The sequence below is a fragment of the Cochlodiniinecator piscidefendens genome (assembly GCF_011326755.1).
Taxonomy (GTDB): domain Bacteria; phylum Pseudomonadota; class Alphaproteobacteria; order Rhodobacterales; family Rhodobacteraceae; genus Cochlodiniinecator; species Cochlodiniinecator piscidefendens.
Genome location: NZ_JAAOIE010000002.1, coordinates 760,778 through 786,449, shown reverse-complemented (window position 1 = coordinate 786,449; position 25,672 = coordinate 760,778). Strand labels below are relative to the sequence as shown.

Here is a 25,672-nt window from a genome sequence, read left to right as displayed (position 1 = left end):
AACGCGATCCAAAGGCAGACCTAATCGAAAAGGGGTACCCCATGGCTGACGTGAATCGGGGCAATCGTCCGCTGTCACCTCACCTAACAATCTACCGTAAACAATATACCTCCGTGACCTCTATTTTGGCACGGCTTACAGGTATCTCGCTCTTAGGGGCGGTGTTGTTGGTGGTGTGGTGGTTGCTGGCGGCGGCATCTGGTCCAGATTACTTTGACTGTGTGAATGGGTTGCTGACATCTTGGTTCGGCGATTTGGTTCTGACAGCTGCCCTGTGGGCCGTCTGGTATCACTTCTGTTCTGGTTTGCGTCACCTCTATTGGGACACTGGCCGCGGGTTCGAGTTGGAAACAGCGCAAAAACTCGCTTGGGGTGTTATTATTGGGTCTGTCGTTCTGACAGTCCTCACCGTGATCATTCTGTAAGGGGCATAACATGGCATTTCTCACAGATCGCAAACGCGCCGTTGGCTTAGGAGCCTCTAAAACTGGAACTGAGAGCTTTTGGAGACAAACCATCAGCGCTGTTGCCTTGGCGATATTGGTTCCTTTGTTTATCTTCACCTTTGGATGCATTCTGGGTTCATCTTATGAAGAAGTGCTCGCCTATTATGCGCGCCCATTTCCAGCAATCATTGCTGCGCTGACCCTCGTTGTGTCGATGGTTCATTTCCGTCATGGCATGCAAGTCGTCATCGAAGACTACGTGCATGGGCTTGCAAAAAAGATTTGCATCATTGCTTTCACCTGCATTGCCTACGGTCTGGCTGCGACCGGGCTTTTCGCTATCGCTCGTCTCGCGCTGTAAGGAGCTTCCAATATGGCTGCATATGAATATGAAACCCACGACTATGATGTTGTGGTTGTTGGTGCGGGCGGCGCAGGTCTGCGTGCAACGCTTGGCATGGCAGAGCAGGGGCTAAAAACAGCCTGTGTGACCAAAGTTTTCCCAACGCGTTCGCACACTGTAGCGGCGCAGGGTGGCATTGCCGCGTCTTTGTCGAATATGGGTCCAGACCATTGGCAGTGGCACATGTATGACACTGTTAAAGGTTCTGACTGGCTCGGGGATACAGATGCGATGGAATACCTCGCACGCGAAGCCCCCAAAGCGGTGTATGAACTGGAACATTACGGTGTGCCTTTCTCGCGCACCGAAGAAGGCAAAATTTATCAACGCCCGTTTGGTGGCCACACCACCGAATTTGGCGAAGGGCCTGCGGTTCAACGGACTTGTGCGGCGGCTGATAGAACCGGCCACGCGATTTTGCATACGCTTTATGGACAGTCCCTAAAGAACAACGCGGAATTCTATGTCGAATATTTCGCGATCGACCTGATCATGTCAGAGGATGGCCAGTGCCAGGGCGTTGTTTGCTGGAAGCTCGACGACGGCACGATGCATGTCTTTAACGCTAAGATGGTCGTTCTAGCCACCGGCGGATATGGTCGTGCGTATTTCTCTGCAACTTCTGCCCATACCTGTACAGGTGATGGTGGCGGCATGGTCGCTCGTGCTGGCTTGGCTCTGCAGGACATGGAATTCGTTCAGTTCCACCCCACCGGCATCTACGGTTCTGGTTGCTTGATTACCGAAGGTGCACGAGGCGAGGGCGGATATCTGACCAACTCCGAAGGTGAACGGTTCATGGAGCGTTATGCGCCTCAATATAAAGACCTGGCACCACGCGATTATGTGTCGCGTTCCATGACTATGGAAATTCGCGAGGGCCGCGGTGTTGGCGCGGAGGGGGATCATATCCACCTGAACCTAAGCCACCTGCCGGCCGAAGCCTTGGCAGAACGACTCCCGGGTATTTCAGAATCGGCAAAGATTTTTGCGGGCGTTGACGTGACCAAGGAGCCAATTCCGGTTATCCCAACTGTGCACTACAATATGGGCGGTATCCCGACGAATTATTGGGGTGAGGTGATGAACCCCACTGCTGAGGATTCAAACGCAGTCGTTCCGGGTTTGATGGCTGTGGGTGAGGCTGGTTGCGCTTCGGTGCATGGTGCAAACCGCCTTGGGTCGAATTCTTTGATCGACCTCGTTGTCTTTGGTCGAGCTGCCGCAATTCGTGCGGGTAAGGTGGTTGACGCTGACGCGGCGAACCCAGTGCTCAATCAGGCATCTGTAGACGCAGCCTTTGATAGGTTTGACAACTTGCGCCATGCTACGGGAGGCGTTCCAACTGCTGAACTGCGCTTGGAAATGCAAAAAACCATGCAAGCAGACGCTGCTGTGTTCCGGACAGGTAAAACCATGGCCGAAGGCGTCGAAAAGATGACGGACATCGCTGCGAAACTGGATGATCTCAAAGTGACGGATCGCACATTGATCTGGAATTCAGATTTGATGGAAACGCTTGAGCTGACCAATTTGATGCCCAATGCGCTCGCGACCATTCACGGTGCCGAAGCGCGCAAAGAAAGCCGTGGCGCACATGCGCACGAAGATTTCTCAGAGCGTGATGACAAAAACTGGCGTGTACACACGATTAGCCGTGTGGATGGCAATAAGGTTGAGCTGTCGCACCGTCCTGTTGTCGTTGACCCGCTAACGACCGAAGATGAAGGCGGGATCAGCCTGAAAAAAATCGCACCCAAAGCGAGGACATTCTGATGCTTTTCAGAAATGTTGCTTTCATGACAGGGATCGGCTTGCTTGCGGCGTGTACTTCGCAGCAGCAAGACGATCTCGCGCGCCGTGCCGCTAAATCTGCCGTTACACCGGTGGTGCAGGAGCAGCTTCCGGGTGTGCCTGTTGGGCCGGCTGTTGATTGCGTGATCGATAATGCCAATCGCAACGAACTTCGGGGCCTTGCGTCAAACAGCATCACCGGACCGACGGCTTCGACGGTTGAGATCGTTACAAATATCATTTCCAGACCCCAAGCACTGGAATGTTTAGCGGTGAGCGGCTTGCCCGCGCTGCTGGCATAGGAGAGAGACATGGTAGAACTGGCACTCCCAAAAAATTCCCGTATCACAACCGGGAAAACATGGCCGAAGCCATCAGGCGCCACAAATGTTCGCAAGTTTCAGATTTATCGCTGGAATGAAGAAGACGGTAAAAACCCTTCGGTCGATACCTATTTTCTGGACATGGATACCTGCGGCCCAATGGTTTTGGATGCGTTGATTAAGATCAAGAATGAAATTGATCCGACGCTGACGTTTCGACGTTCTTGCCGCGAAGGGATTTGTGGGTCTTGTGCGATGAATATCGACGGGATCAACACATTGGCCTGTATTTATGGCATGGATGAAATCAAAGGTGACGTTAAAATCTACCCGTTGCCCCACATGCCTGTGGTCAAAGACTTGATCCCAGATCTAACCCATTTTTACGCGCAACACGCCTCAATCATGCCGTGGCTAGAGACAAAAACAAACCGTCCTGCTAAGGAATGGAAACAGACGATTGAAGATCGTAAAAAGCTCGATGGTCTTTATGAATGCGTAATGTGTGCGTCCTGTTCAACGTCGTGCCCAAGCTATTGGTGGAATGGGGATCGTTACCTTGGACCGGCAGCGTTGCTACACGCATATCGCTGGATCATTGATAGTCGCGATGAAGCGACAGGTGAGCGTTTGGATGAACTTGAAGATCCTTTCAAGCTCTACCGTTGTCACACCATCATGAATTGTACTAAGACCTGCCCGAAAGGATTGAACCCAGCGAAAGCTATTGGCTCAATCAAAAAAATGATGGTCGAGCGTTCACTCTAAGTGGTTTTGAGAACTGGGGCGTGAATGCTCATATTTGCGCCTCTTTTGATAGTACTTCTCTTTGCCGGATTTTACTGGGCAAGAAGGGGGAGTACTTTATCTCGCGATTGTCGATGGCGTCGACACGGAAGCTCTTACCGTTGTGGCGCTTGCGGAGCTCAGACAACCACATACGACCAGCCAAAGCACTGTTTAAAAAACACTGACCTAAAATGAAAAAGCCCCCTGAGGGGCTTTTGCTGTATTCGCCTGGCCATATAGGCCAAGCTGCTGGTGTTTGTGGTTAGGTGAAGGCAGCTTCTAACGCGATTTCTACCATATCACCAAAGCTTTTTTCGCGCTCTTCCGACGGAAGCGAGTCGCCGGTAGCTAGATGGTCACTGATTGTAAGAACTGCAAGTGCCCGCCGATTGTAGCGCGCGGCCAGATTGTAAAGCTCCGCAGCTTCCATCTCGACACCTAGAATGCCGTGGCGCACCATTTGTTCATTTAAGTCTGGACGCTCATCGTAGAAGACATCCGCAGAATAAATCCCGCCAACATGGGGTGTCGTTCCCTTTTTAATGGCTGCAGCGTGAGCGCTTTGTAGAAGTCCGAAATCGGCGCATGGTGCGAAGTTGAACTCCTTAAATATTCCGAGGGAAGGTGTTGAAATTGATGATGCAGTTTGAGCTAAAACAATGTCTCTGAGGCCAACATGTGGCTGCATGCCGCCTGCAGAGCCAATTCGTATCAGTGTTTTGACGTCATAGTCGCGGATCAATTCATTTACGTAAATGGATAGACTGGGCATTCCCATACCTGATCCGTGAATGGTTACCGGATGGCCTTTGTATGTGCCCGTATAGCCGAGCATGCCGCGGACTTCATTCACGAGGCGTGCGTCTTGAAGGAAGGTCTGTGCGGCCCATTTTGCGCGATAAGGGTCGCCGGGCAGTAGAACGGTTTCAGCAATATCGCCGGGTTTCGCACCAATATGGATGGTCATTGAGGACTCCGTTTGATCATTTGGTCAAACATGTCCGGTTTGATGGCGGAGTGCAAGGTGACTCCGCCCTTGGACTATTCCGCTGCGATGTGCTGTGGGTCAACCAATGCGACGAGATCAAACATAATTTTGTTGAGTTCAAAATCCTTGGGTGTGTAAACTTTGGCAACGCCCAGGGCGCGTAGACGCGCTGCATCTTCTTCTGGAATGATGCCTCCGGCAACAACTGGCACATCGCTAAGCCCGGCTTCTTCCATGCGTTGCATAAGTTCTTCGAGCAAAGGAATATGTGAACCCGAAAGGATCGAAAGGCCAACAACGTGCGCTTTTTCTTCAATGGCGGCAGCGACGATTTCCTCCGGCGTCAGGCGGATGCCTTCATAGCTGATATCCATACCGCAATCACGTGCGCGGGCTGCGATTTGTTCGGCACCGTTTGAATGACCATCGAGCCCGGGTTTACCTACGAGAAATTTTAACTTGCGCCCCAATTTATCGCTTACGGCATCGACTTGTGCGCGGATTTCATCCAACCCTTCGGTGCGGTTTGATTGATTTTTGCTCACACCTGTTGGGGCACGATATTGACCGAAAACGGAGCGTACGACATCACCCCACTCTCCGGTCGTTGCACCAGCCTTTGCGGCGTTGATAGACGCGGGCATGAGGTTTTCACCAGAGCGTGCAGCCGCGCGAAGAGCATCAAGCGCAGATTGAACTGCGGTGTCATCGCGCGCTTCTTTCCAAGCATTTAATCTCGCGATTTGGTCAGCTTCGGCGTCTGGGTCTGCTTCCATAATTGCGCCATCACCTGCGGTTAGGGGGCTTGGGGCTGCTTCTGTCCAGCGGTTTACGCCAACAACAGTGGTTTCGCGGTCTTCGATGCGTCCGATACGGGCGGAATTCGAATCTACCAATCGGGATTTCATATATTCAATCGCAGCGACTGCGCCGCCCATGCTGTCGATAGTTGCCAATTCCGCGCGCGCGCCTTCTTTGAGCGCTTCTACCTTCCGATCAACGGCTGGATTACCATCGAACAAATCGTCATATTCCAACAGGTCTGTTTCATATGCCAAAATTTGCTGCATACGCAAAGACCATTGCTGATCCCAAGGGCGCGGCAGGCCAAGCGCTTCGTTCCACGCGGGCAACTGCACGGCGCGGGCGCGGGCGTTTTTGGACAGTGTGACTGCCAGCATTTCGATCAGGATGCGGTATACGTTATTTTCTGGCTGCTGTTCAGTGAGGCCAAGCGAGTTGACCTGAACACCATAACGGAAACGGCGGAATTTTGGATCCTCTACATTATAGCGTGTTCGGCAGATTTCATCCCAGAGCTCGACAAAAGCGCGCATTTTGCACATCTCAGTCACAAAGCGAATGCCGGCATTCACAAAGAACGAAATACGCCCAACCATTGCCGGGAAGTGTTCGGCGGGGACTTTATCTTTAAGATCGTCCAAAACTGCGGTGGCTGTTGCCAAGGCAAACGCCAACTCTTCCTCTGGTGTCGCGCCCGCCTCTTGCAGGTGATAGGAACAGACGTTCATCGGATTCCACTTTGGAAGGAATTCGCGAGTATAGGCCGCCACATCCGTAATCATTCGCAGCGACGGCTTTGGCGGGCATACATAAGTGCCGCGCGAGAGGTATTCTTTTATAATATCGTTCTGAACTGTCCCTTGCAGTTGGGACACATCGGCACCTTGCTCTTCCGCAGCTGCAATATACAAGGCAAGTAACCAAGGCGCAGTGGCATTGATTGTCATCGATGTGTTCATTTTTTCCAGTGGGATATCTGCAAAAAGCGCACGCATGTCGCCAAGGTGTGCAATAGGAACCCCAACTTTGCCGACTTCGCCGCGGGCCAGTTTATGATCGGAATCATACCCAGTTTGTGTCGGGAGGTCGAAGGCGACCGAAAGCCCAGTTTGCCCCTTTGATAGGTTATTTCTGTACAAAGCATTTGATGCCGAAGCGGTTGAATGTCCTGCATAGGTTCTAAAGAGCCAAGGCCGATCAGTTGTGCGTGTGTCTGGCGCATTGGTCATGGGGGCCTCGATTCTGTGCTTGAGCAATATTGTTCTGTCGATGAATTCGTATGCGAAATATAATAACCTTGTCAACGTGCTGCGTTGCAGCAATTTCAGAAAGTCCCGATTTGTTGTTCTGCTTGCTATAAATTCCTATTACAGGCCAGGCCAGCATTTACGTTCATTGGAAAAGCTGTAAGGGTTCCCGGATGTTTCGCATCGTTGAATTGCCACTCTGGGCGCTTGTGCTCATTCTGTTGTTTGCATCAGTCACAGCACTTAGCCATTTTTTGTTGCCTTCTGTACGTTGGTTCTTTCGTCGTCGGATGGAACGTGTTGTCGCAAAGTTGAACGAACGTTTGGAGCGCCCAATCCAACCGTTTAAACTGGCCCGTCGTCATGACATGATCCAGCGTTTGATTTACGACCCCAAAGTTGCCGAAGCTATTGCTGAATATGCCGCTCAAGAAGGCATTCCTGAAAATGTAGCGTTTCAAAAGGCGCAAAGCTATGCGCGTGAAATTGTTCCGTCTTTCAGTGCAACAGCATATTTTGGGTTTGCCATTAAAGTGGCGCGGCGGGTTTCTCAGATGATTTATCGCGTGCGAATTGGGTATTATGACGAAGCCGCGATGAAAAACATCGACAAAAATGCGACTGTTGTATTCGTCATGAACCATCGGTCCAATATGGACTATGTGTTGGTGACATACCTGGCCGCTGAACGGTCGGCACTTTCTTATGCAGTTGGGGAATGGGCGCGCGTTTGGCCGCTCAAGGGCTTTATCCGCTCTATGGGTGCTTATTTTATTCGTCGGCGCTCTCGTAATGTCTTATATCGGCGGGTGTTGTCTCGCTATGTGCAGATGGCCACTGCGGGTGGCGTGATGCAAGCGGTGTTCCCCGAAGGCGGGCTTAGTCTTGATGGACGAATGGCACAGGCTAAACTGGGATTGTTAAATTACATCATTGCTGATTATGACCCGCATTTGGGGCGCGATGTGGTATTTGTTCCCATCGCGATTAATTATGATCGCGTGCTCGAGGACCGGGTTTTAATCGAAGCGAGCGAGACTGGCACGCGTAAGTTTAAATTTCACATCTTTAGAATGCTTGGTTTTATTGGGCGCCAAATCCGTTTCAAATTGACAGGTCGCTATCATCGCTTTGGTTACGCTGCGGTGAGTTTCGGTGAACCGTTATCATTACGAAGTTTTATTGGGTATCAGCAAGGAGACCCGACAACGCGCGTTGCAAAAGAAATATCAAAACGGATTAAAGATGTTATTCCTGCACTGCCAGTGTCCTTAGTGGCAACGGTTTTGCAGCGTTCAACAATACCGCTCACGGCGCAAGATGTGGCTCAGCAGGTCGAAAAGATTGCCTCAGCTCTTGAGGAACAAGGGCGCCAAGTTCACCTCCCGCGCGACAACCCAGAATATGCGGCGCAAGTTGGATTACGTATACTCAAGTTGCGGCAGTTTATCGTTGAAGGTGAGGCAGGATATTCTGTTGTGCCTGAAGCAGCAGCAGCGGTGTCGTTTTATTCAGCGTCCATTGAGCACTTGGTGGATGCAAATGCGGCATGATTTTTTGAAAAGACATAAAGTTACAAAATTCACTTAATAATGGTTGCATAATTACCCTTGGAAACTTATTCCTGCCAGGGAAGCTGCATTGATTCTGCGATGCGGCATAAATGATCTTCAGGAGGCAATCATGGCGCTCGACAATAACACCGCTGGAGTAGACTACGACGCAGTCGAAAAGGACCTGTACGAAGTTGGTGAAATTCCTCCGATGGGATATGTGCCAAAGAAAATGTATGGCTGGGCCATTCGCCGCGAACGTCATGGCGAGCCAGACACGAGTTTTCAGGTTGAAGTCGTAGATACGCCAAGCATCGATAGCCACGAAGTGTTGGTATTAGTGATGGCAGCAGGCGTGAACTACAACGGCGTTTGGGCTGGCCTGGGTGTTCCGATCAGCCCATTTGATGGCCACGGCGAAGATTACCATATTGCAGGCTCTGATGCGTCAGGTATCGTGTGGGCTGTTGGTGACAAGGTCAAAAGCTGGAAAGTTGGAGACGAAGTCGTTATTCATTGTAACCAGGATGATGGCGATGATGAAGAATGCAATGGTGGCGATCCAATGTATTCACCAAGCCAACGTATCTGGGGTTATGAAACACCCGATGGGTCATTTGCGCAGTTCACTCGGGTGCAAGCTCAGCAGTTGTTACCGCGCCCACGTCATCTAACCTGGGAAGAAGCTGCGTGCTACACGCTTACATTGGCAACCGCGTACCGCATGTTGTTTGGTCATCACCCACATGAATTGAAGCCTGGCCAAAACGTTCTTGTTTGGGGCGCTTCAGGTGGTTTGGGGTCATTTGCTATTCAGTTGATCAACGCTGCTGGCGGAAACGCGATCGGTGTTATCTCGGACGAGGATAAGCGCGAATTCGTTATGAACCTAGGTGCAAAGGGCGTTCTGAATCGTAAAGATTTCAATTGCTGGGGTCAGTTACCGACTGTTAACACACCTGAATATGCTGCTTGGTTTAAGGAAGTCCGTAAATTTGGCAAAGCGATTTGGGACATCACTGGTAAAGGCAACAATGTTGATATCGTGTTTGAGCACCCGGGCGAGGCGACTTTCCCTGTATCAACTTTTGTATGTAAAAAGGGTGGTATGGTTGTAATCTGTGCGGGTACATCTGGGTTTAACTGTACCTTTGATGTTCGCTATTTGTGGATGCACCAGAAACGCGTGCAAGGTAGCCACTTTGCTCACCTTAAACAGGCGGCCTCTGCGAACAAATTGATGGTCGAACGCCGCATTGATCCATGTATGTCCGAAGTGTTCCCATGGGCAGAAATTCCTGACGCACACATCAAGATGATGCGCAATGAGCACAAGCCGGGCAATATGTCGGTATTGGTGCAAGCACCACAGACTGGGCTACGGACATTTGAAGATGTGCTAGACGTTAGCATTAAACCGTAAGCTAACTCCGAATTTCCGGACAAGGTATCCACCCGCGAGACGATTCTGTCTCGCGGGTTTTTTGTTGTTTCAGAAATGGATTTTGTCAGAACAATAAGTTGCAAAATTAACCCTCACTATTTTAGGGGAGGGTTTTTTTGCGAATTTATTTAAAAATAGAGCTCATGTTATAGTTGTGTTAATACTTTGTTAACCACTCAAACCGAGAGTTTATTATGACACATGACTGGATACTAGACGTTCTGGAAGACATGAAGACATTTGCCTCGCAAAATGGGCTTCCTGCACTTGCAGAGCAATTGGATGACACGCGTATCGTCGCAGCATCTGAACTGGTATCCCTTGGCATCAATGAACCGGGGTTAACCAAAGCGAATGAACGCAAAGCTGGAAGCCTTCATCAACTCTATCATGCAAGCGGCAACGCTGGCTGATCTTGAGCAAACAATTCTCAATTTGAGAGAGTTGTATGATGTCGAACATCTTATTTATCACTCGGTAAACAGTACAAATCAGCAATATGCTGTTTTGACATATAAAGACGAATGGGTCGAACGCTACCTTGAACAGGATTACGCGCGTGTCGACCCGGTTGTGCTTGGTTGTTACACAAGGTTTCACCCCGTTGATTGGAAGCAGCTAGACTGGTCAGGAAAGGCGTCTCGGAACTTTTTGGGCGAAGCCATAGACGAAGGTGTCGGCAATCAAGGATTGTCAGTGCCTATCCGTGGGCCTAATGGGCAGTTTGCCTTATTCACTGTGAACCATCGTGCTGACGATGTCGAATGGCAGAAATACAGTGAAAAGAATATGCAAGACCTGATCTTGGTGGCGCATTTTATTAATCAAAAAGCACTGGAGTTAGAGCGTGGCTCTGATGAATTACCTAGTGCTAGTCTTTCGCCGCGCGAGACGGATGCATTGACATTACTTGCCTTAGGTATGAACCGCGCGCAAGCTGCAGAGAACCTGTCCATTTCCGAACATACGCTTCGTGTTTACATTGAATCCGCCCGGTTTAAGCTTGGCGCATCAAACACAACACATGCAGTCGCACGTGCATTGGTTAAGGGATTGTTGGTGGTTTAGATGTTACCAAATCCTTCCGTGTACGTACGCAGGTCTTAGTGGAAATTCACTCCTGATCTTTAGGTCTTTGTCCATCAAATGGACGGAGACCACATGCTTAGATACATCCCTGCAAACCAGATGAACCTGCACCCAAAATTGCGTGATACTATGTTTCGTGATCGCGCTGATCAGTTTAAAACGCGCCTTGGTTGGGAGGTGTCGGTCGACACGATTGGAATGGAACGGGATGAATATGACGCAATGAACCCGCTCTACGTCATTTGGGAGCAAGAGGACGGGAGCCATGGCGGATCAATGCGGTTTATGCCCACGACGGGCCGTACAATGGTGAACGATCATTTTTCCTATCTAAACGGTGATCGTCTCATCCAGAGTGACGACATTTGGGAATGTACCCGGTTTTGTATCGCGCGAGGGATGTCGTCAAAAATATCGTCGGCTTTGATGTTGGGTGGCGCTGAAATAGGTATAGGATTTGGGCTGAGTCACTCCGTTGGCGTGTTTGACGACCGTATGGTGCGCATCTATGCGCGTCTTGGTTGGGGGCCAACGATATTAGGCGCTGAAGGTGAAGGGCGCGGACGCATTAGTGTAGGGCTTTGGGAGTTTTCCGATGAAGTGCGTAACCGTTTGTTGTTGAAAAGCGGTGTGAGTTCTGAGGCGTCATCGCTGTGGTTCCGCCGGGCGTTTGGTGAACAAGATCGCCTTGCAAAAATCGCTTAAGCGGGCTGGCATGTCAGGGGGGGGCGCTGTAGGCTCCGCCCATGACATTGCCCACTATTCAATTCTCCGAAGATCAAGCCGAAGCCTACGACCGCGTTGCAGATGTGTTGCGCGCATCTGGTGTTGATTTGAACGATTCACTGTTGATGCCAATGGCGGATGGAAAATCACATGTTATGGCCGTGATTGGTAAGGCGGGGTCAGGTAAAACTCTTTTATTGGCAAAGCTTTACGAAGCCCTGCAAGAAGCTGGCGTTGATCTCGTTTCCGGGGACTATGAGGGTAAAAAGAAAAAAGATGGCCGCACGTTGGCCATTCTTGCACCGACAAATAAGGCGGCAAGTGTCCTGCGAAACCGAGGGGTTCCTGCGACAACGATTCACCGCATTTTGTATACGCCAGTTTATGATCCTGAGTATGAAAAAATTGCGGATTGGCTTGCTGGGAATGGGGAACGGCCCGAAGTCGAAGGGTTGACCGATGTTGCGTTGGATCGTGCTCACGCGTTTTATCAAACGAACAAATCTATTCCGGGGGCGATGGCCGTTGCAGGTCTACGGGGATCAGATTTTATTACAGGGTGGAAACGACGAGACGATCCCCTTGATATTGGTTTCATCGACGAAAGTTCGATGTTGGATGCCAAACAGTTAACGGATCTAAAAGAGATATTTTCCACATTAATTCTGTTCGGAGACCCGGCCCAATTGGCCCCAGTCGGCCAGTCGGGTGAAATGGTTTTTGATAAACTACCAGAGGAAGGTAAGCTTGAATTGCGGCGCATTCACCGGCAGACGGCGGATAATCCTATTTTGGATCTCGCGCATTTACTCGCAGATGACAGTGTCGGGTTCGAGGACTTTGAACGTCGTGTCGAAGAGATTTCGCGCAATGACGATCGGGTGGTTTTGGCGCAGCGTGTTGAGAGCGATTTGATGGCGCGTTCACCCGTTTTGGTTTGGCGCAATGCGACGCGCATCCGTCTAATCCAAGCATTTCGCGGCGCGTACGGCGCACCGGGCGACGAGCTGTTACCGGGGGAGCCGTTGATCTGCGACGGCATCGAACTGCCGATGAAACACCGTAAAAAACGCATTGACCTTGAGGCGCGCGGGCTGATTAAGGGCGCGCAAGTTGTGTATCTTGGTACGGGACGTAAACCGGGCTTTTCTCGTTTGCACGTGATGGGTGCAGAAGACCCGCAAGTCAGTGCCGCCTCTATTGTCAAAATTGAATTTCCAGACGAAGAAGAACCGTTCATTCCATTTGCTGCGCGTATGGGGGCGACGTTTTTACATGGTGCCGCTGTCACTATTCACAAAGCCCAAGGCTCGCAGTGGGAAAATGTTCAGGTCTTTGCACCAGATTTGTTTGTCGCGGCCCGTATGGGGCGTGTAGAGGCGGGTCAGCCACTTTGGAAACGCTTAGCGTATGTTGCCATTACACGCGCTGAAAAACGTTTGTTTTGGGTGGTCAGAAACCGCTTGGCCCGACCATCCAGCGCTCTAGCTACCGATGACTTAAGGATTGCACCAGCAGAGTTGAAACTCAATATGGAAAGCGATGGTGAGACCGAGTAGCGACGCTGACAAAATTTATTTGTCAGCGTCGGAATTCAACCGCGTAAGTTTAGAAAGCGGAAGAACGCAGATGCACCCCAACCGGCTGCAATCGCAATAAAGAGGGACAGCAGACCATATATGAGAGGTTGTTCATGGGCGAGGTTATAGACCCAACGCTCCAGTCCAACTTTACGCACATCGATTGATGTTTCAAATACATCGATAACTTCGCCGCCACGGGTTAGGAAAATCCGGGTCGTGTAGTCACCTTCGGTGAGGTTTGCAGGTAAGGCAATAGATGTGTTGAACAATGTTTCTTCAGACACTTCTACAGTATTATCCAAAGTTTGATACAAACCGTTGTTCATCCGAATACGAATGATTGCGTCGGTAAAGGCTTCGCTATCCGAAATTTCTTCTGGGGCGCCAACCGACCTGATTGCGCGGTTTACAGAGATATGATGACGTAAATCTTCTGTTTCGAGCAATATTTCATCAAGCGGACCGGACGTTGCTACCGCGTAAAATGTCGGTGCTTCATCTACTTCGACAGCGTCGGTATTAACCCAAATACCATATTGGTGAGTTTTGCGGCGCACCGTCACTGCGTGGGAGGGGCCTGAGATGGCAACGATAACTTCGAGTGGTGCAAATGTTGGCGCGGGGGTTTCGCGTTGTACCGCGCCAAAGATCAGAATTTCGGAACCATCAAAATTCGCGGTGATTGCAACGCGGTTTTGGCTAAGGCCAGCAACAACCTGCTCCGCATGAGTGGGCAACGCAAAGGCGAGGCAAAAGAATAGAGCGCGCAACAACATCAGTGACCACCCCCAGCACCAAGGCTGTACAGCTCGGACGGTTGCAGTAGCAGCTCCAGCGCGATTTTCCCACAGACGGCTAAGACCATTAGCGCCAATAAAATGCGCAATTGCTCTGCTTTCAATTTAACGCCGATCCGTGCGCCAATTTGCGCACCGATCACGCCACCAACCAATAGCAACACTGCCAGCGCCATATCCACCGTGTAGTTGGTTGTCGCGTGGAGAAGTGTTGTAAATGCGGTAACAAAGATGATTTGAAATAGAGAAGTGCCTACAACAACTTTGGTTGGCATACCTAGCAGATAAATCATTGCTGGAACCATGATGAAACCACCGCCCACGCCCATGATAGCAGACAGTACACCCACAAACACACCAACAAGCGCCGGTGGAATGACTGAGATATACAGACCAGATGTGCGAAACTTCATCTTGATTGGAAGGTTGTGAATCCAATTGTGTTTTTTGCGCTTAGCAACAACACCCGGTTTATTTGCACGTCGAATAGCATTCAGGCTTTCGATGAACATGAGTCCACCAATAATACCTAAGAAAATCACGTAGCTGAGCTTTACAAGCAAATCGACCTGGCCGAGTGACTTTAGGTAGTTAAACAGTTGAACACCAAAAGCAGCCCCAATCAAGCCGCCTATCAGTAACACCGTTCCCATTCGGAAATCGACCGTTCGCCTTTTTACATGGGCAAGCACGCCGGAAAACGACGAAGCCACAATTTGATTAGCTTCGGTTGCAACGGCAACAGCAGGGGGAATGCCAATAAAGAACAGCAGCGGCGTCATTAGAAAACCGCCTCCGACTCCAAACATTCCGGACAAGATACCAACAAGTCCTCCTAGCCCTAATAGCAGGAAGGCGTTGACTGAGACTTCGGCGATGGGAAGGTAAATTTGCATGGGCATACATAGTACGCCTTAGGAGCAAAACTCAACGGGTGAGCGCGCAATAATCTTGCAAAATAGGGGCCAAAAGGCCCCTATTTATCATCTTTCTTTTACGTAAGCTTCTCCGCCAGCTTTCGGCGGGATTGCTTTGCCAACAAACCCAGCGAGAATCACTACAGTGAGGATATAGGGCAGGGCATCCATGAATTGGACGGGTACTGTAAACTCACCCAAGTTGATACTTTGATACCGAATGGCGACGGCTTGAAGTAAACCGAAGAGCATGCAGGTGCCGAGAGCTTGCCAAGGGCGCCATTTTGCAAAGATCAAAGCGGCAAGTGCAATAAAGCCACGCCCAGCCGTCATATCTTTACCAAATCCAGCTCCATGCCCAGTGGAGAGATAAGCGCCGGCAAGCCCGCATAAAACGCCACAGATGATAACTGCTGAAAACCGCAACTTTACAACCGAGATACCTGCAGTGTCGACAGCCCCTGGATTTTCGCCCACAGCGCGTAATCTTAGGCCAAACCGGGTGCGATAAAGAACGAACCAACTGGCCGGGACCGCCAGCAAGGCGATATAGGCTAGGAACGTGTGCCCGGACAAAAGGTCACTATAGATCGGGCCCAACAACGGAACGTCGCGCAGTGCATCAGCGAATGGCAGGTCGATTTGTCCGAATCTTCCTTCCCCAGATAAAGCAGGGGTGCGCCCGCCAAGGCGGAACCAACTTTGCCCAACGACAACAGTTAAGCCTGCGGCTAGAAAGTTAATTGCGACTCCGGATATCAATTGATCTCCGCGAAACGTGATCGACGCAAGTCCGTGGATCAAGGCTAAAATTAACGATATCCCGATGCCCGCGAACATACCCAGCCAGACATTTCCTGTAACAGCGGCGACTGATGCTGCCATGAATGCCGCAGCAAGCATTTTGCCTTCTAAACCGATATCGAACACTCCAGCGCGTTCAGAAAATAGCCCAGCAAGGCAGGCAAAAAGTAAAGGGGTGGCCAAGCGAATGGTGGAATCTAAAATCTGGATAATTGTATCGAGGTTTTCCATGATTATGCCCCCTTCCGCAGTTTCAGGAACATACGCTCAACTGGATTGCGTACCATGTTATCAAGGGCGCCAGTGAACAGGATGACCAAGGCTTGTATTACAATAACGAGTTCGCGTGGAATGCCCTCCCAAAGCGAAAGTTCAGCACCGCCTTGATAAAGAAATCCGAAGAGAAGTGCTGCCAGTACAACACCAACCGGGTGTGAACGCCCCATCAATGCAACTGCGATCCCTATAAAACCAGCGCCTTCTACGGAGTTTAGAACCAGCCGCTCCGCTTCGCCCATTGTAACGTTAACGGCCATCAATCCGGCGAGCCCCCCAGAAATCAACATTGAAACAATGATGATCTTGGTCGGCGAAATACCCGCATACTTTGCTGCAGTTTCACTACGCCCGTAAGATCTAATGGCGTAACCTAAGCGCGTGTGCCAAATCAAAATCCAAACAAGAAATGCACATAATAGCGCGACTAGAAAGCTAATATTGGCTGGCGCGTGTCGTGAGAACTCGATGCCAAGTGGGGCGAGCATGTCGTGGAATGTTGGTAAGGTAGCCCCTTCGGGAAATCCTGGAGATTCTGCCGCCATACCAGGAGCTTTGAGAGCGCCGTTTAGTAAAAAACCCAATAATGCAGCTGCGATAAAATTGAACATGATTGTCGTAATCACGATGTGGCTGCCGCGCTTGGCTTGCAAGTAAGCTGGGATAAAAGCCCAAGCTGCGCCAAACACTGCACCACCAACAATTGCCACAGGCAAAGCCAGCGCCCAATGAGGCCAATCGATCATGAGGCACATGAGAGCGACACCAAGCCCACCTATCGCTGCCTGACCTTCGCCACCGATGTTAAATTGCCGCGCCTGAAAGGCGACGGCAACCGCGAGGCCAGTAAAGATAAAGTTGGTGGTGTAATAGAGTGTATAGCCCCAGCCATTGGTTGATCCAAAAGCCCCTTCAATCATGGTATTAAGCGCGGCGAAGGGATCTTTGCCAATAGACCAGATCACAAAGCCGGATATAATGAATGCAAGAAATAGGTTGATCAGGGGGATCAACACAATGTCTGCCCATTTTGGCATCTTTTGCATTAATTTGCCTCCTCATTCATCCCAGCCATCAGAAGGCCAAGTTCTTTTTCGTTGGTTTCTGATGCTTGACGTTCACCCATGATATTGCCGTCGAACATGACGGCCACGCGATCAGACAGGGATAGAATTTCTTCTAACTCAACAGAAACAAGCAAAATTGCTTTGCCTTGATCTCTTAGCGCAACGATTTGTTGGTGAATAAATTCGATCGCGCCGATATCTACCCCACGTGTCGGTTGCCCGATCATGAGAAGATCCGGGTTGCGTTCGATTTCACGGGCCAAAACGATTTTTTGCTGATTGCCACCGGAAAAATTCTTTGCCGCAAGGCGTGGATTAGGCGGGCGCACGTCAAAGCGTTCCATCTTCGCTTCGGTGTCTGCTTTTATCGCCGCGTTATCCATCAGCAGCGCACCTTTGTTGTATTCTGGCGCGTTGTGATATCCGAGTGCGGTGTTTTCCCATGCGGAAAAATCCAATATCAAACCTTCGCGGTGGCGATCTTCTGGAACGTGTGCGATGCCGCGATTGCGTCTGGATTGCCCATCAGAAAACTTACCTGTAAGGTCGATTTCCTGCCCATTCACTGAGATCGTTCCAGTGGCCGTTTGATAGCCGCCCAAAACCTCTAACAACTCCGATTGGCCGTTTCCTGAAACACCTGCGATCCCAAGAATTTCGCCTGCGCGTACATTTAGAGAAATGCCTTTCACGCGTTGCACACCTTGGTCATCGATGACAGAGAGATTATTTATCTCGAGCACATTTTCACCAGGTGTGGCTGGTGCTTTATCCACTTGAAGCAATACTTTTCGACCAACCATACGTTCTGCGAGGTCTTCGGGGGACGTATCAACTGTTTTGATTGTGCCCTTCATTTCGCCGCGCCGCATGACTGAAACGGTATCCGTGACATCCATAATTTCCCGCAATTTGTGGGTGATCAGGATAACGGTTTTGCCTTCATTTTTTAGATTGCGCAAAATTCGAAAGAGGTGATCTGCCTCAGCAGGGGTTAAAACCCCGGTTGGTTCGTCTAAAATCAAAATATCAGCGTGCCGATATAATGCTTTCAGGATTTCGACGCGTTGCTGATGGCCCACAGAGAGATTTTCGACAATCTCATCCGGATCAACGTTCAATTCGTATTCTGCAGCGAGTTCAGTTAGAATTTTGCGAGCCTTGGTAAGGGAGGGGCGCAGCAAAGGCCCATCTTCCGCACCCAAGATCACGTTTTCCAAAACCGAAAAGTTTTCAACCAGCTTAAAGTGTTGATGGACCATCCCGATACCAGCGCGAATGGCGGCCTGGCTGTCAGGAATTGCGGTTTTTTGGCCGCTGATGTGAATTTCGCCTGCGTCTGCTTTGTAAAACCCATAAAGGATCGACATCAAAGTAGACTTGCCCGCGCCGTTTTCCCCGACGATGCCGTGGATCGCGCCTTTGGCAACGGAAATCGAAATATCTTTGTTCGCTTGGACTGGACCAAAGGCCTTGGAAATACCGCGAAGTTCAATGGCTGGGGCGGCAGTTTCCTGCCGCCCCGTATCAATTGCACTGTTCATAAGGAGACCTTAGTTTACAGGGCAGGATTCATCGGACATGTAGTCATGTACCGAAATGTCGCCTGCAATGATTTGCAAACGTGCTGCGTCAACCGCGGTCTGCATCTCAGCGGAAACCAATGAAGCGTTATTGTCATCAAGTGCATAGCCCACGCCTTCTTCTGCGAGGCCCATAACGGTGATACCGGATGGCAATGCGCCTTCTGCTGAGAAGACATTGTAAACTGCGACATCAACGCGTTTCAGCATAGAAGTCAAAACAGAACCCGGATGCATGAAGTTTTGGTTTGAATCTACGCCAATACCCAAAATGCCCTCATCCGCTGCAGCCTGAAGAACGCCAACACCAGTTCCACCCGCAGCGTGGAAAACCACATCAGCGCCTTGTGAAATCTGCGCACGTGTCAACTCTTGACCGCGTACCGGGTCATTCCACGCAGACGGGGTTGTGCCTGTCATGTTTTGAATGATTGTCGCGTCAGGGTTCACAGCGCGTACACCTTGGGCATAACCACATGCGAATTTTGAAATTAGCGGAATATCCATGCCACCAACAAAACCGACAGTACCGGATTCAGATGCCATCGCAGCGAGCATACCGACAAGGTAAGACCCTTCGTGTTCGTTAAACACGATGGATTGTACGTTCGGCTGATCGACAACCATATCAACGATAGCAAAGCTGGTATCAGGGAAGTCTGGTGCAACGGCTTCCAATGCTGATGCATACGCAAAACCGGTTACAACAATTGGGTTCGATCCAGATTCAGCAAAGCGGCGCAAAGCTTGTTCGCGCTGCGCTTCTGATTGGATTTCTACTTCGCGGTAGCTGCCGCCTGTTTCTTCCGCCCAACGTTCAGCGCCGTTGAAAGCCGCTTCGTTGAAGGATTTATCGAATTTGCCACCAAGGTCAAAAATCACTGCTGGATCGGCAACTGCCGCAACAGTCGATAATGCCATGGCTGCAGCAGCGCCAAGTAAACTCCGCATCATTGTCATGATACTCTCCCAAATTATTATTATAGCACGACGCAAGCGCAGTACTGAATTAAACGAGCAGGTCGTTTTTGATCGCCCAATTAAGGCCGTAGCAAGCGAGGAGCGTCAATAGCTTTTTATCAAATGCTCAAAATAGGCCGAGTCGCGCAACCGTTTAAATTAGGAATTTACGGAATAAAAGTGCGGTTTTTGCGGTTCCATCTGGAGCTTTGTAGTAATTTTGACGTGCTCCATTTTCCTTATAATTCGCCCTCTGATAGAGTGTAATAGCGGGGAAGTTATCGTCTGAAACCTCAAGAAATGCTTCTTGCGACTCACGTAAACGTGCTTTTGTTTCGAATGAAGTTAATAGGAAGCTGCCGATTCCAGTGTTGCGATATCGAGGGAGAACCGCGATCGTCAATAGCTCTGCTTCGCCTGCGACGGATCTTCCCAACGCAAAACCATGTTCCGATGGAACCAGAAAGGTAAATCTATTTTGTAATAGGTCATCAAACTCCTGTGCGGTCCAAGGACGGGGAGTCGTGAAGCACTTAGCATGGATATATGCGAGCTGCTGAGGCGTCATTGTAAAATTTTAGGTGCAGGGTCCCTGGGGGGAGCGGCATCAGCAGCGCGTAAATAGAGAGGTGCAGGTTTTTGAACAGGATCGCCAAGACGTGTGGCCGCGACGCGTGCGATCGCATTTGCAGTTGAAAAAAGAGGAGGTCGGTTTTGATCGCCGACTAAGGTCAGTAATTGACCCTTGGCGCGGCTTTCTGCTTCGCTGCCGTCAATGATTTCTGCCTGAAGAACTTCTGCAGTCGTGAACTGTTGCCAATAAACCTGATTGCGTCTCGCATCAATTGTCGCGGCAACTGGACGTTCAAGACCGTATACCAAGGCTTCAAATCCAGTCACTCCAATTGCTGGAATGCCAAGAGACAAAGAAAGGCCGCGCACTGCAGACACAGAAATTCGAACGCCTGTAAAATTACCGGGTCCGACCCCTACAGCGAGTGCGGTTAATTCTTCCCACCCTGTGTTTGCTTCAATCAAAATTTCTGAAAGCAAAACCATCAGACGTTCTGCTTGGCCTTTGGTCATCGGTTCAAAGCGCTCAGCAAGGACTTCATCGCCTGACAGCAAAGCGGCCGCACAATGCGCGGCCGATGTATCAAATGCTAAAATCATAGGTTTACGCAGCAACTGGGCGTACCTCTAACACCTCGGGGATATAGTGGCGTAGTAAATTTTCAATACCCATCTTCAAGGTTAAAGTTGAAGAGGGGCAGTTTGCACAAGCGCCTTGCATATGCAGATATACGATACCTTTATCAAAGCCATGGAACGTGATGTCACCACCGTCTTGAGCAACCGCCGGGCGTACCCGTGTATCGAGAAGTTCTTTGATTTGGTTTACAATTTCGCCATCTTCACCAGTATGTTCAGCGTGCCCACCTGAAGAGTCAGCTTCGCCTTGCAGAACGGGCTGCCCAGATTGGAAATGCTCCATTATGGCACCCAGAAGGGCGGGTTTTATATGGTTCCAGTCAATTGCATCCTCTTTAGTGACGGTAACGAAGTCGCTGCCAAAAAAGACGCCAGTAACGCCGCTTACCGCGAAAATGCGGGTTGCAAGAGGCGACGCGCCAGCTGCTTCCGCTGATGGAAAGTCCGCAGTTCCGGTAGCCAATACTGCTTGGCCAGGTAAGAATTTAAGCGTTGCCGGGTTAGGGGTAGATTCAGTCTGGATAAACATGTGTGCCTCCGTGTCGCGTCTGATATGCGCTTTGGAATGCTGAATGTCAATCTTTAGAAGTATTCTAAACTAGTGCTTTCGCATTATTTTAGGAAAGGCTGCGAGGATGCATCTTTCAAATCCAGCAGAGAAAATTTCTTTGGATTGACTGGTCATGAGCAAACCCTTTGCTGCCATTAGCAGAAGAAAAGCCTTTTCACGTGCAACGCCAATTCGACCGACGAGACCCAAGCTTAGTAAAAATTGCGCTAATTGCTCTGCGAATTCTACCGAAGGGTCGAAGCCGTCAGTTTGTGCTAGACTCATTGCCACGGCCATAACCTCTTCGCTTTCGGCCGTAGGGGCTGTGGATGGCATGGTTTCACCAACCCAAATATTGAATGCACCCTTTAGGCGTTCAAAAGGGGGATGGGTTTCGTCAAACAACGAAGCAATGGCAGATTGATACATTGCCTCAACTGAGGATTTCATCGCCCATTCAAGCAAGCTCTTTTTATCGCCGAATTCTTTTTCCAGCGTATGGGCATCAACCCCAATCACAGCACCTAGATCTTCAAACGAAGTGTTTTGGTACCCTGACCATTGAAATGCGGATAATACGGTTGTTGGGTTCATTTTGGCAGCACACACTTTAGTAACATGCTACCTATTAGCTGCCTCGCCAGCATTTTTGGCAAGGTGCAAAGTTAGAACAATTTAGTGCAATAACAGTATTAAGTTATAGCTTCTAAGCGTTCTTTGGAAAGATCCCCAGGCACAATTGTTATCGGGATTGGGAGCGAGCCCGAAGATCGGGTAAGCTGCGTTACAAGAGGGCCAGGTCCTGTTTTATCAGTGCCAGCTCCTAACACGAGAACCCCTACTTCAGGATCGTCGCTAATTTGAGCCAAGATTTCAACAATTGGCTCACCTTCGCGAATTACCAATTCGGGCTCTACGCCCTGACGGTCCCGCATCCATTTCGCAAAAACCTCAAAATGGGCCGTGATGCGTTCGCGCTCTTCTTCGCGCATGAGGTCGCCAACACCAATCCAATGGTTGAACTCATCTGGTGGAATGACAGATAGAATTTCAACGCCGCCCCCAGTATGGGCCGCGCGCATGGCCGCAAAACGCATTGCATTTAAGCATTCACGGCTGTCATCAAGAACCACCAGAAATTTACGCATTTATGTCTCCATTATCCATGTGCCAATGATGACCAATGGCGCGCTGTGACGCAAGCGCAGAATAGAGAGTGGCAATCGTTCCTCAGTGAGGTGTTAGGACCTGAATTCGGAGGTTCTTCAACAATTGGTCATCTTTTTGAGGGATGTGTGGCGTTTCTGAACTGTTTGCTGTAGGCAGGCGCGTAACTCGATCATTTCAGGCATTGGTGTGGTCGCGGAAAATGAACAAAATAAGAGCCCCGTGACCGAATGAGCGCTGCTGCACAGTTAAAGCCCGATGAAAATGTGGAAAAATCGTCTCGTGAATGGGTGCAAATTCTTGCCCGTTATCGCGAACCGATTCTTAAACGTAGTCTTTTTGAACTGACCATAAGTGCGATTCCTTTTGTCGCACTTTGGGCTGCCGCATGGTGGCTGATGTCTGTTAGCCTCTGGCTGAGCTTTGGGCTGGCGGTTGTGAATTCAATCTTTTTGCTGCGCCTCTTTCTGATTCAACATGATTGTGGACACGGCGCGTTTTTCAGCAATCGCGATGCAAATGATTGGACTGGACGTGTATTGGGTGTCCTTACGTTAACACCCTATGATGTCTGGCGTAGAACGCATTCAATGCATCATTCGAGCACGGGTAATCTGGATCGTCGCGGTATGGGTGACGTCATGACATTGACGGTCGAAGAGTATCGGGCAAAGTCATTCTTCGCGCGGAAAATGTACCAACTCTACCGTAATCCATTCGTCTTGTTTGGTCTCGGTCCGACGTATTTGTTCATGTTACAAAACCGTCTTCCAATTGGCCTGATGAAATCTGGTGCGAAATACTGGATTAGCGCAATGGGGACCAACGCGTTGCTTGCATTGTGGCTCTTTGCGATCGTTTATTTCGGGGGCTGGGCTGCTCTATTTGTGATCTTTGTGCCAACAACTCTAATTGCGGCTTCTATTGGAGTCTGGTTGTTTTATGTTCAGCACCAATTCGAAGAAACCTATTGGCAAGGCGACACTGACTGGCAACTGCATGATGCAGCTTTGCATGGCAGTTCTCATTATGATTTGCCTGTCGTCCTGCGTTGGATGACCGCAAACATTGGCATCCACCACGTGCATCACCTTTATAGTCGGATCCCGTTCTACCGTTTAAGCGAGGTTCTTAGAGATCACCAGCCACTGGCTGAAGCACAACGTCTGACATTGCTCGAAAGCTTTGCCTGTGTGCGGTTCCACCTGTGGGATGAGCGTCAAAAGCGTCTGCTGTCGTTCGCAGAGGCCCATCGCCAGATCGCGTAAACTGGGGCGCTGTGCGCCGCTCAGATGGGCGGAGAAACATCGATACGGATAAAAAACGCGCCCTGCTAAAGGGCGCGTTTTTTAATTTAAGTGCATCATTTTGAACGGATGAGACCTACGATATCATAGGTTTCTTCTAAAATGGGTTGGGCAATTGCATTAGCCTTACGGGCACCGTCACCCAGAATACGATCAATTTCGCTGGTGTCTTCCATGAGGCGCGCCATTTCGCCAGAAATTGGCGATAGCTTGGCAACCGCAAGATCTGAGAGCATTGGTTTAAATTCAGAGAATTGTTTGCCGCCGCATTCTGCCAGAACCTGCTCAACACTCATATCAGCCAAGGCTGCATAGATATTCACGAGGTTCTTGGCTTCGGCCCGATCCGTTAATCCTTCGATCTCTGAAGGCAGGCCATCCGGGTCTGTTTTGGCTTTGCGGATTTTCTTAGCGATGGTTTCAGCATCATCGGTCATATTGATGCGGCTGGCGTCTGATGGGTCAGATTTTGACATCTTTTTCGCACCATCACGCAGTGACATCACGCGGGTTGCGGCACCTTCGATTTTAGGTTCCGTAATCGGAAAGTGATCAACGCCGAAATCATTGTTGAACTTCGCAGCAATGTCGCGTGTGAGCTCAAGGTGCTGTTTCTGATCATCTCCGACTGGGACTTGCGTCGCTTTATAAATCAGGATGTCAGACGCCATGAGATTGGGATAAGAAAACAAACCAACAGAGGCGTTTTCCCTGTTTTTCCCGGCTTTGTCTTTGAACTGCGTCATACGGTTCAACCAGCCCATGCGGGCAACACAGTTGAAGACCCAAGCCAGTTCAGCGTGGGCCGAGACCTGCGATTGATTAAACAAAATGGATTTTTGTGGATCGAGACCAGAGGCAATAAACCCAGCAGCCAATTCACGTGTCGCATGACGCAGATCATCAGGGTTTTGCCAGACGGTGATCGCATGTAAATCGACCATGCAGTAGAGCGTTTCGATGCCGCTATTTTGCATCTCGACAAAGCGCTTTAACGCGCCAAGGTAGTTTCCTAAAGTCAGGCCGCCGGAAGGCTGAATGCCTGAAAAGACGCGGGGTGTGTGGACCACCTCTGTCATAATTGATCTCTCCATCTGGAATAAACTGTCTGGTTGGCTTACCCATAGGGGCAAGTGCCGTCAACTAAGTGAGCAAAAGATGAGCAATTCTGAAAATATATCCCCCGTAAACCCATTGCCGATTGTCGTTGTTGGTCTGGCGATGGTGATGTTCGCCGTTGAGGTTGTACTAGGGCTAGGGGCCAGTGGCATGGTTGGTGGGGCTGATGCTGTTGGCTGGCGTCTTGGGGCGTTGGAAACTTACGGTATGCCGGGAGAGCTGCAATCGTGGATTATTGCAAATGGCCAATACCGAGGGGAGTTTCTGCTCAGATATTTGACCTATCCGTTTATTCAGATCAGCTTTACCTCAATGTTGTTTGTTTGTGTGTTTTTGCTGGCATTGGGGAAAATGGTAGGCGAACTGTTTAGCCCAATTTCCGTTCTTATTATCTTTTTCACATCAGCCATAGTCGGGGCTATCGCATACGGGACACTTGGCGTGCGCGCGCCACTCATTGGTGGGTTTCCTGCGGTGTATGGACTGATCGGCGCATATACTTTTTTACTTTGGGTGAACCTGACTGTGCTGGGTGGCAATCGTGGGCAAGCTTTTACGCTGATTGGTTTTCTACTGGGGGTGCAACTGTTGTTTGGGCTGCTGTTTGGCGGCGGTTATGACTGGGTTGCTGACTTTGCAGGATTTGGCACCGGCTTTGTTTTATCATTTATTGTGAGCCCGGGCGGCTGGGGCAGGGTCGTCGCGCAGCTGCGTCGCCGTTGAG

27 protein-coding genes are annotated in these 25,672 nt (G+C 50.0%); 13 read left to right on the top strand and 14 right to left on the bottom strand.

Features of this window, described 5'->3' with window-relative positions:
* Positions 1-41: 41 nt before the first annotated feature.
* From sdhC to G9C99_RS08550, 5 genes are read left to right on the top strand one after another with little or no spacing between them, the layout of a single operon-like run.
* On the top strand, positions 42-425 hold the full coding sequence (gene sdhC, locus G9C99_RS08570; protein WP_166417032.1) for a succinate dehydrogenase, cytochrome b556 subunit: 384 nt from the start codon (positions 42-44) through the stop codon (positions 423-425).
* A 10-nt stretch (positions 426-435) separates the two neighbouring features.
* The gene (gene sdhD / locus G9C99_RS08565) at positions 436-807 is read left to right on the top strand and encodes a succinate dehydrogenase, hydrophobic membrane anchor protein (protein ID WP_166417031.1); all 372 of its coding nucleotides are present in this window, start codon (positions 436-438) and stop codon (positions 805-807) included.
* 12 nt (positions 808-819) lie between these two features.
* Complete coding sequence (gene sdhA / locus G9C99_RS08560; RefSeq protein WP_166417030.1) at positions 820-2,625, top strand: succinate dehydrogenase flavoprotein subunit; 1,806 nt, start codon at positions 820-822, stop codon at positions 2,623-2,625.
* The gene (locus G9C99_RS08555) at positions 2,625-2,945 is read left to right on the top strand and encodes a hypothetical protein (RefSeq protein WP_166417029.1); all 321 of its coding nucleotides are present in this window, start codon (positions 2,625-2,627) and stop codon (positions 2,943-2,945) included. Before sdhA ends, G9C99_RS08555 begins: the two co-directional genes overlap by 1 nt.
* A gap of 9 nt (positions 2,946-2,954) precedes the next feature.
* Positions 2,955-3,734 carry a succinate dehydrogenase iron-sulfur subunit gene (locus G9C99_RS08550; protein ID WP_166417028.1) on the top strand — a complete coding sequence of 260 codons (780 nt, stop codon included), beginning with the start codon at positions 2,955-2,957 and terminating at the stop codon, positions 3,732-3,734.
* Positions 3,735-4,017: 283 nt separating this feature from the next.
* On the opposite strand, the gene deoD is transcribed toward G9C99_RS08550, so the two are convergent.
* Both deoD and G9C99_RS08540 read right to left on the bottom strand, forming a co-directional pair.
* Positions 4,018-4,722 (bottom strand): purine-nucleoside phosphorylase, encoded by a 705-nt coding sequence (gene deoD, locus G9C99_RS08545; RefSeq protein WP_166417026.1) that lies wholly within the window; start codon positions 4,720-4,722, stop codon positions 4,018-4,020.
* Between the two features lie 74 nt (positions 4,723-4,796).
* Positions 4,797-6,776 (bottom strand): protein meaA, encoded by a 1,980-nt coding sequence (locus tag G9C99_RS08540; RefSeq protein ID WP_166417024.1) that lies wholly within the window; start codon positions 6,774-6,776, stop codon positions 4,797-4,799.
* Positions 6,777-6,967: 191 nt separating this feature from the next.
* Between G9C99_RS08540 and G9C99_RS08535 the strand changes: the two genes are divergently transcribed.
* The 6 genes from G9C99_RS08535 (at position 6,968) to G9C99_RS08510 (ending at position 13,165) form a co-directional block, all read left to right on the top strand.
* Positions 6,968-8,347, top strand: a complete 1,380-nt coding sequence (locus tag G9C99_RS08535) for a 1-acyl-sn-glycerol-3-phosphate acyltransferase (RefSeq protein ID WP_166417022.1) — start codon at positions 6,968-6,970, stop codon at positions 8,345-8,347.
* Between the two features lie 130 nt (positions 8,348-8,477).
* Positions 8,478-9,770 (top strand): crotonyl-CoA carboxylase/reductase, encoded by a 1,293-nt coding sequence (gene ccrA, locus G9C99_RS08530; RefSeq protein WP_166417020.1) that lies wholly within the window; start codon positions 8,478-8,480, stop codon positions 9,768-9,770.
* 215 nt (positions 9,771-9,985) lie between these two features.
* Positions 9,986-10,204 (top strand): hypothetical protein, encoded by a 219-nt coding sequence (locus G9C99_RS08525; RefSeq protein ID WP_166416315.1) that lies wholly within the window; start codon positions 9,986-9,988, stop codon positions 10,202-10,204.
* Positions 10,146-10,859 carry a helix-turn-helix transcriptional regulator gene (locus tag G9C99_RS08520; RefSeq protein ID WP_166417019.1) on the top strand — a complete coding sequence of 238 codons (714 nt, stop codon included), beginning with the start codon at positions 10,146-10,148 and terminating at the stop codon, positions 10,857-10,859. Before G9C99_RS08525 ends, G9C99_RS08520 begins: the two co-directional genes overlap by 59 nt.
* A gap of 93 nt (positions 10,860-10,952) precedes the next feature.
* Positions 10,953-11,585, top strand: coding sequence for an acyl-homoserine-lactone synthase (locus G9C99_RS08515; protein WP_166417017.1), 633 nt, complete (start codon positions 10,953-10,955; stop codon positions 11,583-11,585).
* 41 nt (positions 11,586-11,626) lie between these two features.
* Entirely contained in the window at positions 11,627-13,165 is a 1,539-nt protein-coding gene (locus G9C99_RS08510; protein WP_166417016.1) for an ATP-dependent DNA helicase, read from the top strand.
* Positions 13,166-13,200: 35 nt separating this feature from the next.
* Here the strand turns inward: G9C99_RS08510 and G9C99_RS08505 are convergent, their stop codons facing one another.
* The 11 genes from G9C99_RS08505 to G9C99_RS08455 all read right to left on the bottom strand — a co-directional run bounded on the left by G9C99_RS08505 (position 13,201) and on the right by G9C99_RS08455 (position 22,503).
* On the bottom strand, positions 13,201-13,965 hold the full coding sequence (locus G9C99_RS08505; protein WP_166417014.1) for a TIGR02186 family protein: 765 nt from the start codon (positions 13,963-13,965) through the stop codon (positions 13,201-13,203).
* On the bottom strand, positions 13,965-14,882 hold the full coding sequence (locus tag G9C99_RS08500) for a sulfite exporter TauE/SafE family protein (protein ID WP_166417130.1): 918 nt from the start codon (positions 14,880-14,882) through the stop codon (positions 13,965-13,967). Before G9C99_RS08500 ends, G9C99_RS08505 begins: the two co-directional genes overlap by 1 nt.
* A gap of 87 nt (positions 14,883-14,969) precedes the next feature.
* Positions 14,970-15,938, bottom strand: a complete 969-nt coding sequence (locus tag G9C99_RS08495) for an ABC transporter permease (protein WP_166417012.1) — start codon at positions 15,936-15,938, stop codon at positions 14,970-14,972.
* A 2-nt stretch (positions 15,939-15,940) separates the two neighbouring features.
* Positions 15,941-17,029, bottom strand: coding sequence for an ABC transporter permease (locus G9C99_RS08490; protein WP_166417011.1), 1,089 nt, complete (start codon positions 17,027-17,029; stop codon positions 15,941-15,943).
* On the bottom strand, positions 17,029-18,594 hold the full coding sequence (locus G9C99_RS08485; RefSeq protein WP_166417009.1) for an ABC transporter ATP-binding protein: 1,566 nt from the start codon (positions 18,592-18,594) through the stop codon (positions 17,029-17,031). Before G9C99_RS08485 ends, G9C99_RS08490 begins: the two co-directional genes overlap by 1 nt.
* A 9-nt stretch (positions 18,595-18,603) precedes the next feature.
* Complete coding sequence (locus G9C99_RS08480) at positions 18,604-19,593, bottom strand: BMP family lipoprotein (protein ID WP_166417008.1); 990 nt, start codon at positions 19,591-19,593, stop codon at positions 18,604-18,606.
* Positions 19,594-19,747: 154 nt separating this feature from the next.
* On the bottom strand, positions 19,748-20,161 hold the full coding sequence (locus tag G9C99_RS08475) for a GNAT family N-acetyltransferase (protein WP_166417007.1): 414 nt from the start codon (positions 20,159-20,161) through the stop codon (positions 19,748-19,750).
* On the bottom strand, positions 20,158-20,766 hold the full coding sequence (gene tsaB / locus G9C99_RS08470) for a tRNA (adenosine(37)-N6)-threonylcarbamoyltransferase complex dimerization subunit type 1 TsaB (RefSeq protein ID WP_407926012.1): 609 nt from the start codon (positions 20,764-20,766) through the stop codon (positions 20,158-20,160). The genes G9C99_RS08475 and tsaB overlap by 4 nt, the downstream gene beginning before the upstream one ends.
* 4 nt (positions 20,767-20,770) lie before the next feature.
* Entirely contained in the window at positions 20,771-21,334 is a 564-nt protein-coding gene (locus G9C99_RS08465; protein WP_166417005.1) for a NifU family protein, read from the bottom strand.
* Between the two features lie 69 nt (positions 21,335-21,403).
* Positions 21,404-21,949 (bottom strand): TetR/AcrR family transcriptional regulator, encoded by a 546-nt coding sequence (locus G9C99_RS08460; RefSeq protein ID WP_166417004.1) that lies wholly within the window; start codon positions 21,947-21,949, stop codon positions 21,404-21,406.
* A 98-nt stretch (positions 21,950-22,047) separates the two neighbouring features.
* A complete protein-coding gene (locus G9C99_RS08455) occupies positions 22,048-22,503 on the bottom strand; it encodes a universal stress protein (protein ID WP_166417003.1) in 456 nt (151 codons plus the stop codon).
* Between the two features lie 249 nt (positions 22,504-22,752).
* On the opposite strand from G9C99_RS08455, the gene G9C99_RS08450 reads away from it, so the two are divergent.
* Entirely contained in the window at positions 22,753-23,790 is a 1,038-nt protein-coding gene (locus G9C99_RS08450) for a fatty acid desaturase (protein WP_166417002.1), read from the top strand.
* 95 nt (positions 23,791-23,885) lie between these two features.
* On the opposite strand, the gene trpS is transcribed toward G9C99_RS08450, so the two are convergent.
* Complete coding sequence (gene trpS, locus G9C99_RS08445) at positions 23,886-24,908, bottom strand: tryptophan--tRNA ligase (protein ID WP_166417001.1); 1,023 nt, start codon at positions 24,906-24,908, stop codon at positions 23,886-23,888.
* 79 nt (positions 24,909-24,987) lie between these two features.
* Here trpS and G9C99_RS08440 point away from each other — a divergent pair, with 79 nt between their 5' ends.
* Entirely contained in the window at positions 24,988-25,671 is a 684-nt protein-coding gene (locus G9C99_RS08440) for a rhomboid family intramembrane serine protease (protein ID WP_166417000.1), read from the top strand.
* The last annotated feature ends 1 nt before the right edge of the window (position 25,672 follow it).

Coding starts and splice junctions, on each gene's coding strand:
- sdhC (WP_166417032.1), top strand. CDS start 42: ATGGCTGACGTGAATCGGGGCAATCGTCCGCTGTCACCTCACCTAACA.
- sdhD (WP_166417031.1), top strand. CDS start 436: ATGGCATTTCTCACAGATCGCAAACGCGCCGTTGGCTTAGGAGCCTCT.
- sdhA (WP_166417030.1), top strand. CDS start 820: ATGGCTGCATATGAATATGAAACCCACGACTATGATGTTGTGGTTGTT.
- G9C99_RS08555 (WP_166417029.1), top strand. CDS start 2,625: ATGCTTTTCAGAAATGTTGCTTTCATGACAGGGATCGGCTTGCTTGCG.
- G9C99_RS08550 (WP_166417028.1), top strand. CDS start 2,955: ATGGTAGAACTGGCACTCCCAAAAAATTCCCGTATCACAACCGGGAAA.
- deoD (WP_166417026.1), bottom strand. CDS start 4,722: ATGACCATCCATATTGGTGCGAAACCCGGCGATATTGCTGAAACCGTT.
- G9C99_RS08540 (WP_166417024.1), bottom strand. CDS start 6,776: ATGACCAATGCGCCAGACACACGCACAACTGATCGGCCTTGGCTCTTT.
- G9C99_RS08535 (WP_166417022.1), top strand. CDS start 6,968: ATGTTTCGCATCGTTGAATTGCCACTCTGGGCGCTTGTGCTCATTCTG.
- ccrA (WP_166417020.1), top strand. CDS start 8,478: ATGGCGCTCGACAATAACACCGCTGGAGTAGACTACGACGCAGTCGAA.
- G9C99_RS08525 (WP_166416315.1), top strand. CDS start 9,986: ATGACACATGACTGGATACTAGACGTTCTGGAAGACATGAAGACATTT.
- G9C99_RS08520 (WP_166417019.1), top strand. CDS start 10,146: ATGAACGCAAAGCTGGAAGCCTTCATCAACTCTATCATGCAAGCGGCA.
- G9C99_RS08515 (WP_166417017.1), top strand. CDS start 10,953: ATGCTTAGATACATCCCTGCAAACCAGATGAACCTGCACCCAAAATTG.
- G9C99_RS08510 (WP_166417016.1), top strand. CDS start 11,627: ATGACATTGCCCACTATTCAATTCTCCGAAGATCAAGCCGAAGCCTAC.
- G9C99_RS08505 (WP_166417014.1), bottom strand. CDS start 13,965: ATGTTGTTGCGCGCTCTATTCTTTTGCCTCGCCTTTGCGTTGCCCACT.
- G9C99_RS08500 (WP_166417130.1), bottom strand. CDS start 14,882: ATGCAAATTTACCTTCCCATCGCCGAAGTCTCAGTCAACGCCTTCCTG.
- G9C99_RS08495 (WP_166417012.1), bottom strand. CDS start 15,938: ATGGAAAACCTCGATACAATTATCCAGATTTTAGATTCCACCATTCGC.
- G9C99_RS08490 (WP_166417011.1), bottom strand. CDS start 17,029: ATGCAAAAGATGCCAAAATGGGCAGACATTGTGTTGATCCCCCTGATC.
- G9C99_RS08485 (WP_166417009.1), bottom strand. CDS start 18,594: ATGAACAGTGCAATTGATACGGGGCGGCAGGAAACTGCCGCCCCAGCC.
- G9C99_RS08480 (WP_166417008.1), bottom strand. CDS start 19,593: ATGACAATGATGCGGAGTTTACTTGGCGCTGCTGCAGCCATGGCATTA.
- G9C99_RS08475 (WP_166417007.1), bottom strand. CDS start 20,161: ATGACGCCTCAGCAGCTCGCATATATCCATGCTAAGTGCTTCACGACT.
- tsaB (WP_407926012.1), bottom strand. CDS start 20,766: ATGATTTTAGCATTTGATACATCGGCCGCGCATTGTGCGGCCGCTTTG.
- G9C99_RS08465 (WP_166417005.1), bottom strand. CDS start 21,334: ATGTTTATCCAGACTGAATCTACCCCTAACCCGGCAACGCTTAAATTC.
- G9C99_RS08460 (WP_166417004.1), bottom strand. CDS start 21,949: ATGAACCCAACAACCGTATTATCCGCATTTCAATGGTCAGGGTACCAA.
- G9C99_RS08455 (WP_166417003.1), bottom strand. CDS start 22,503: ATGCGTAAATTTCTGGTGGTTCTTGATGACAGCCGTGAATGCTTAAAT.
- G9C99_RS08450 (WP_166417002.1), top strand. CDS start 22,753: ATGAGCGCTGCTGCACAGTTAAAGCCCGATGAAAATGTGGAAAAATCG.
- trpS (WP_166417001.1), bottom strand. CDS start 24,908: ATGACAGAGGTGGTCCACACACCCCGCGTCTTTTCAGGCATTCAGCCT.
- G9C99_RS08440 (WP_166417000.1), top strand. CDS start 24,988: ATGAGCAATTCTGAAAATATATCCCCCGTAAACCCATTGCCGATTGTC.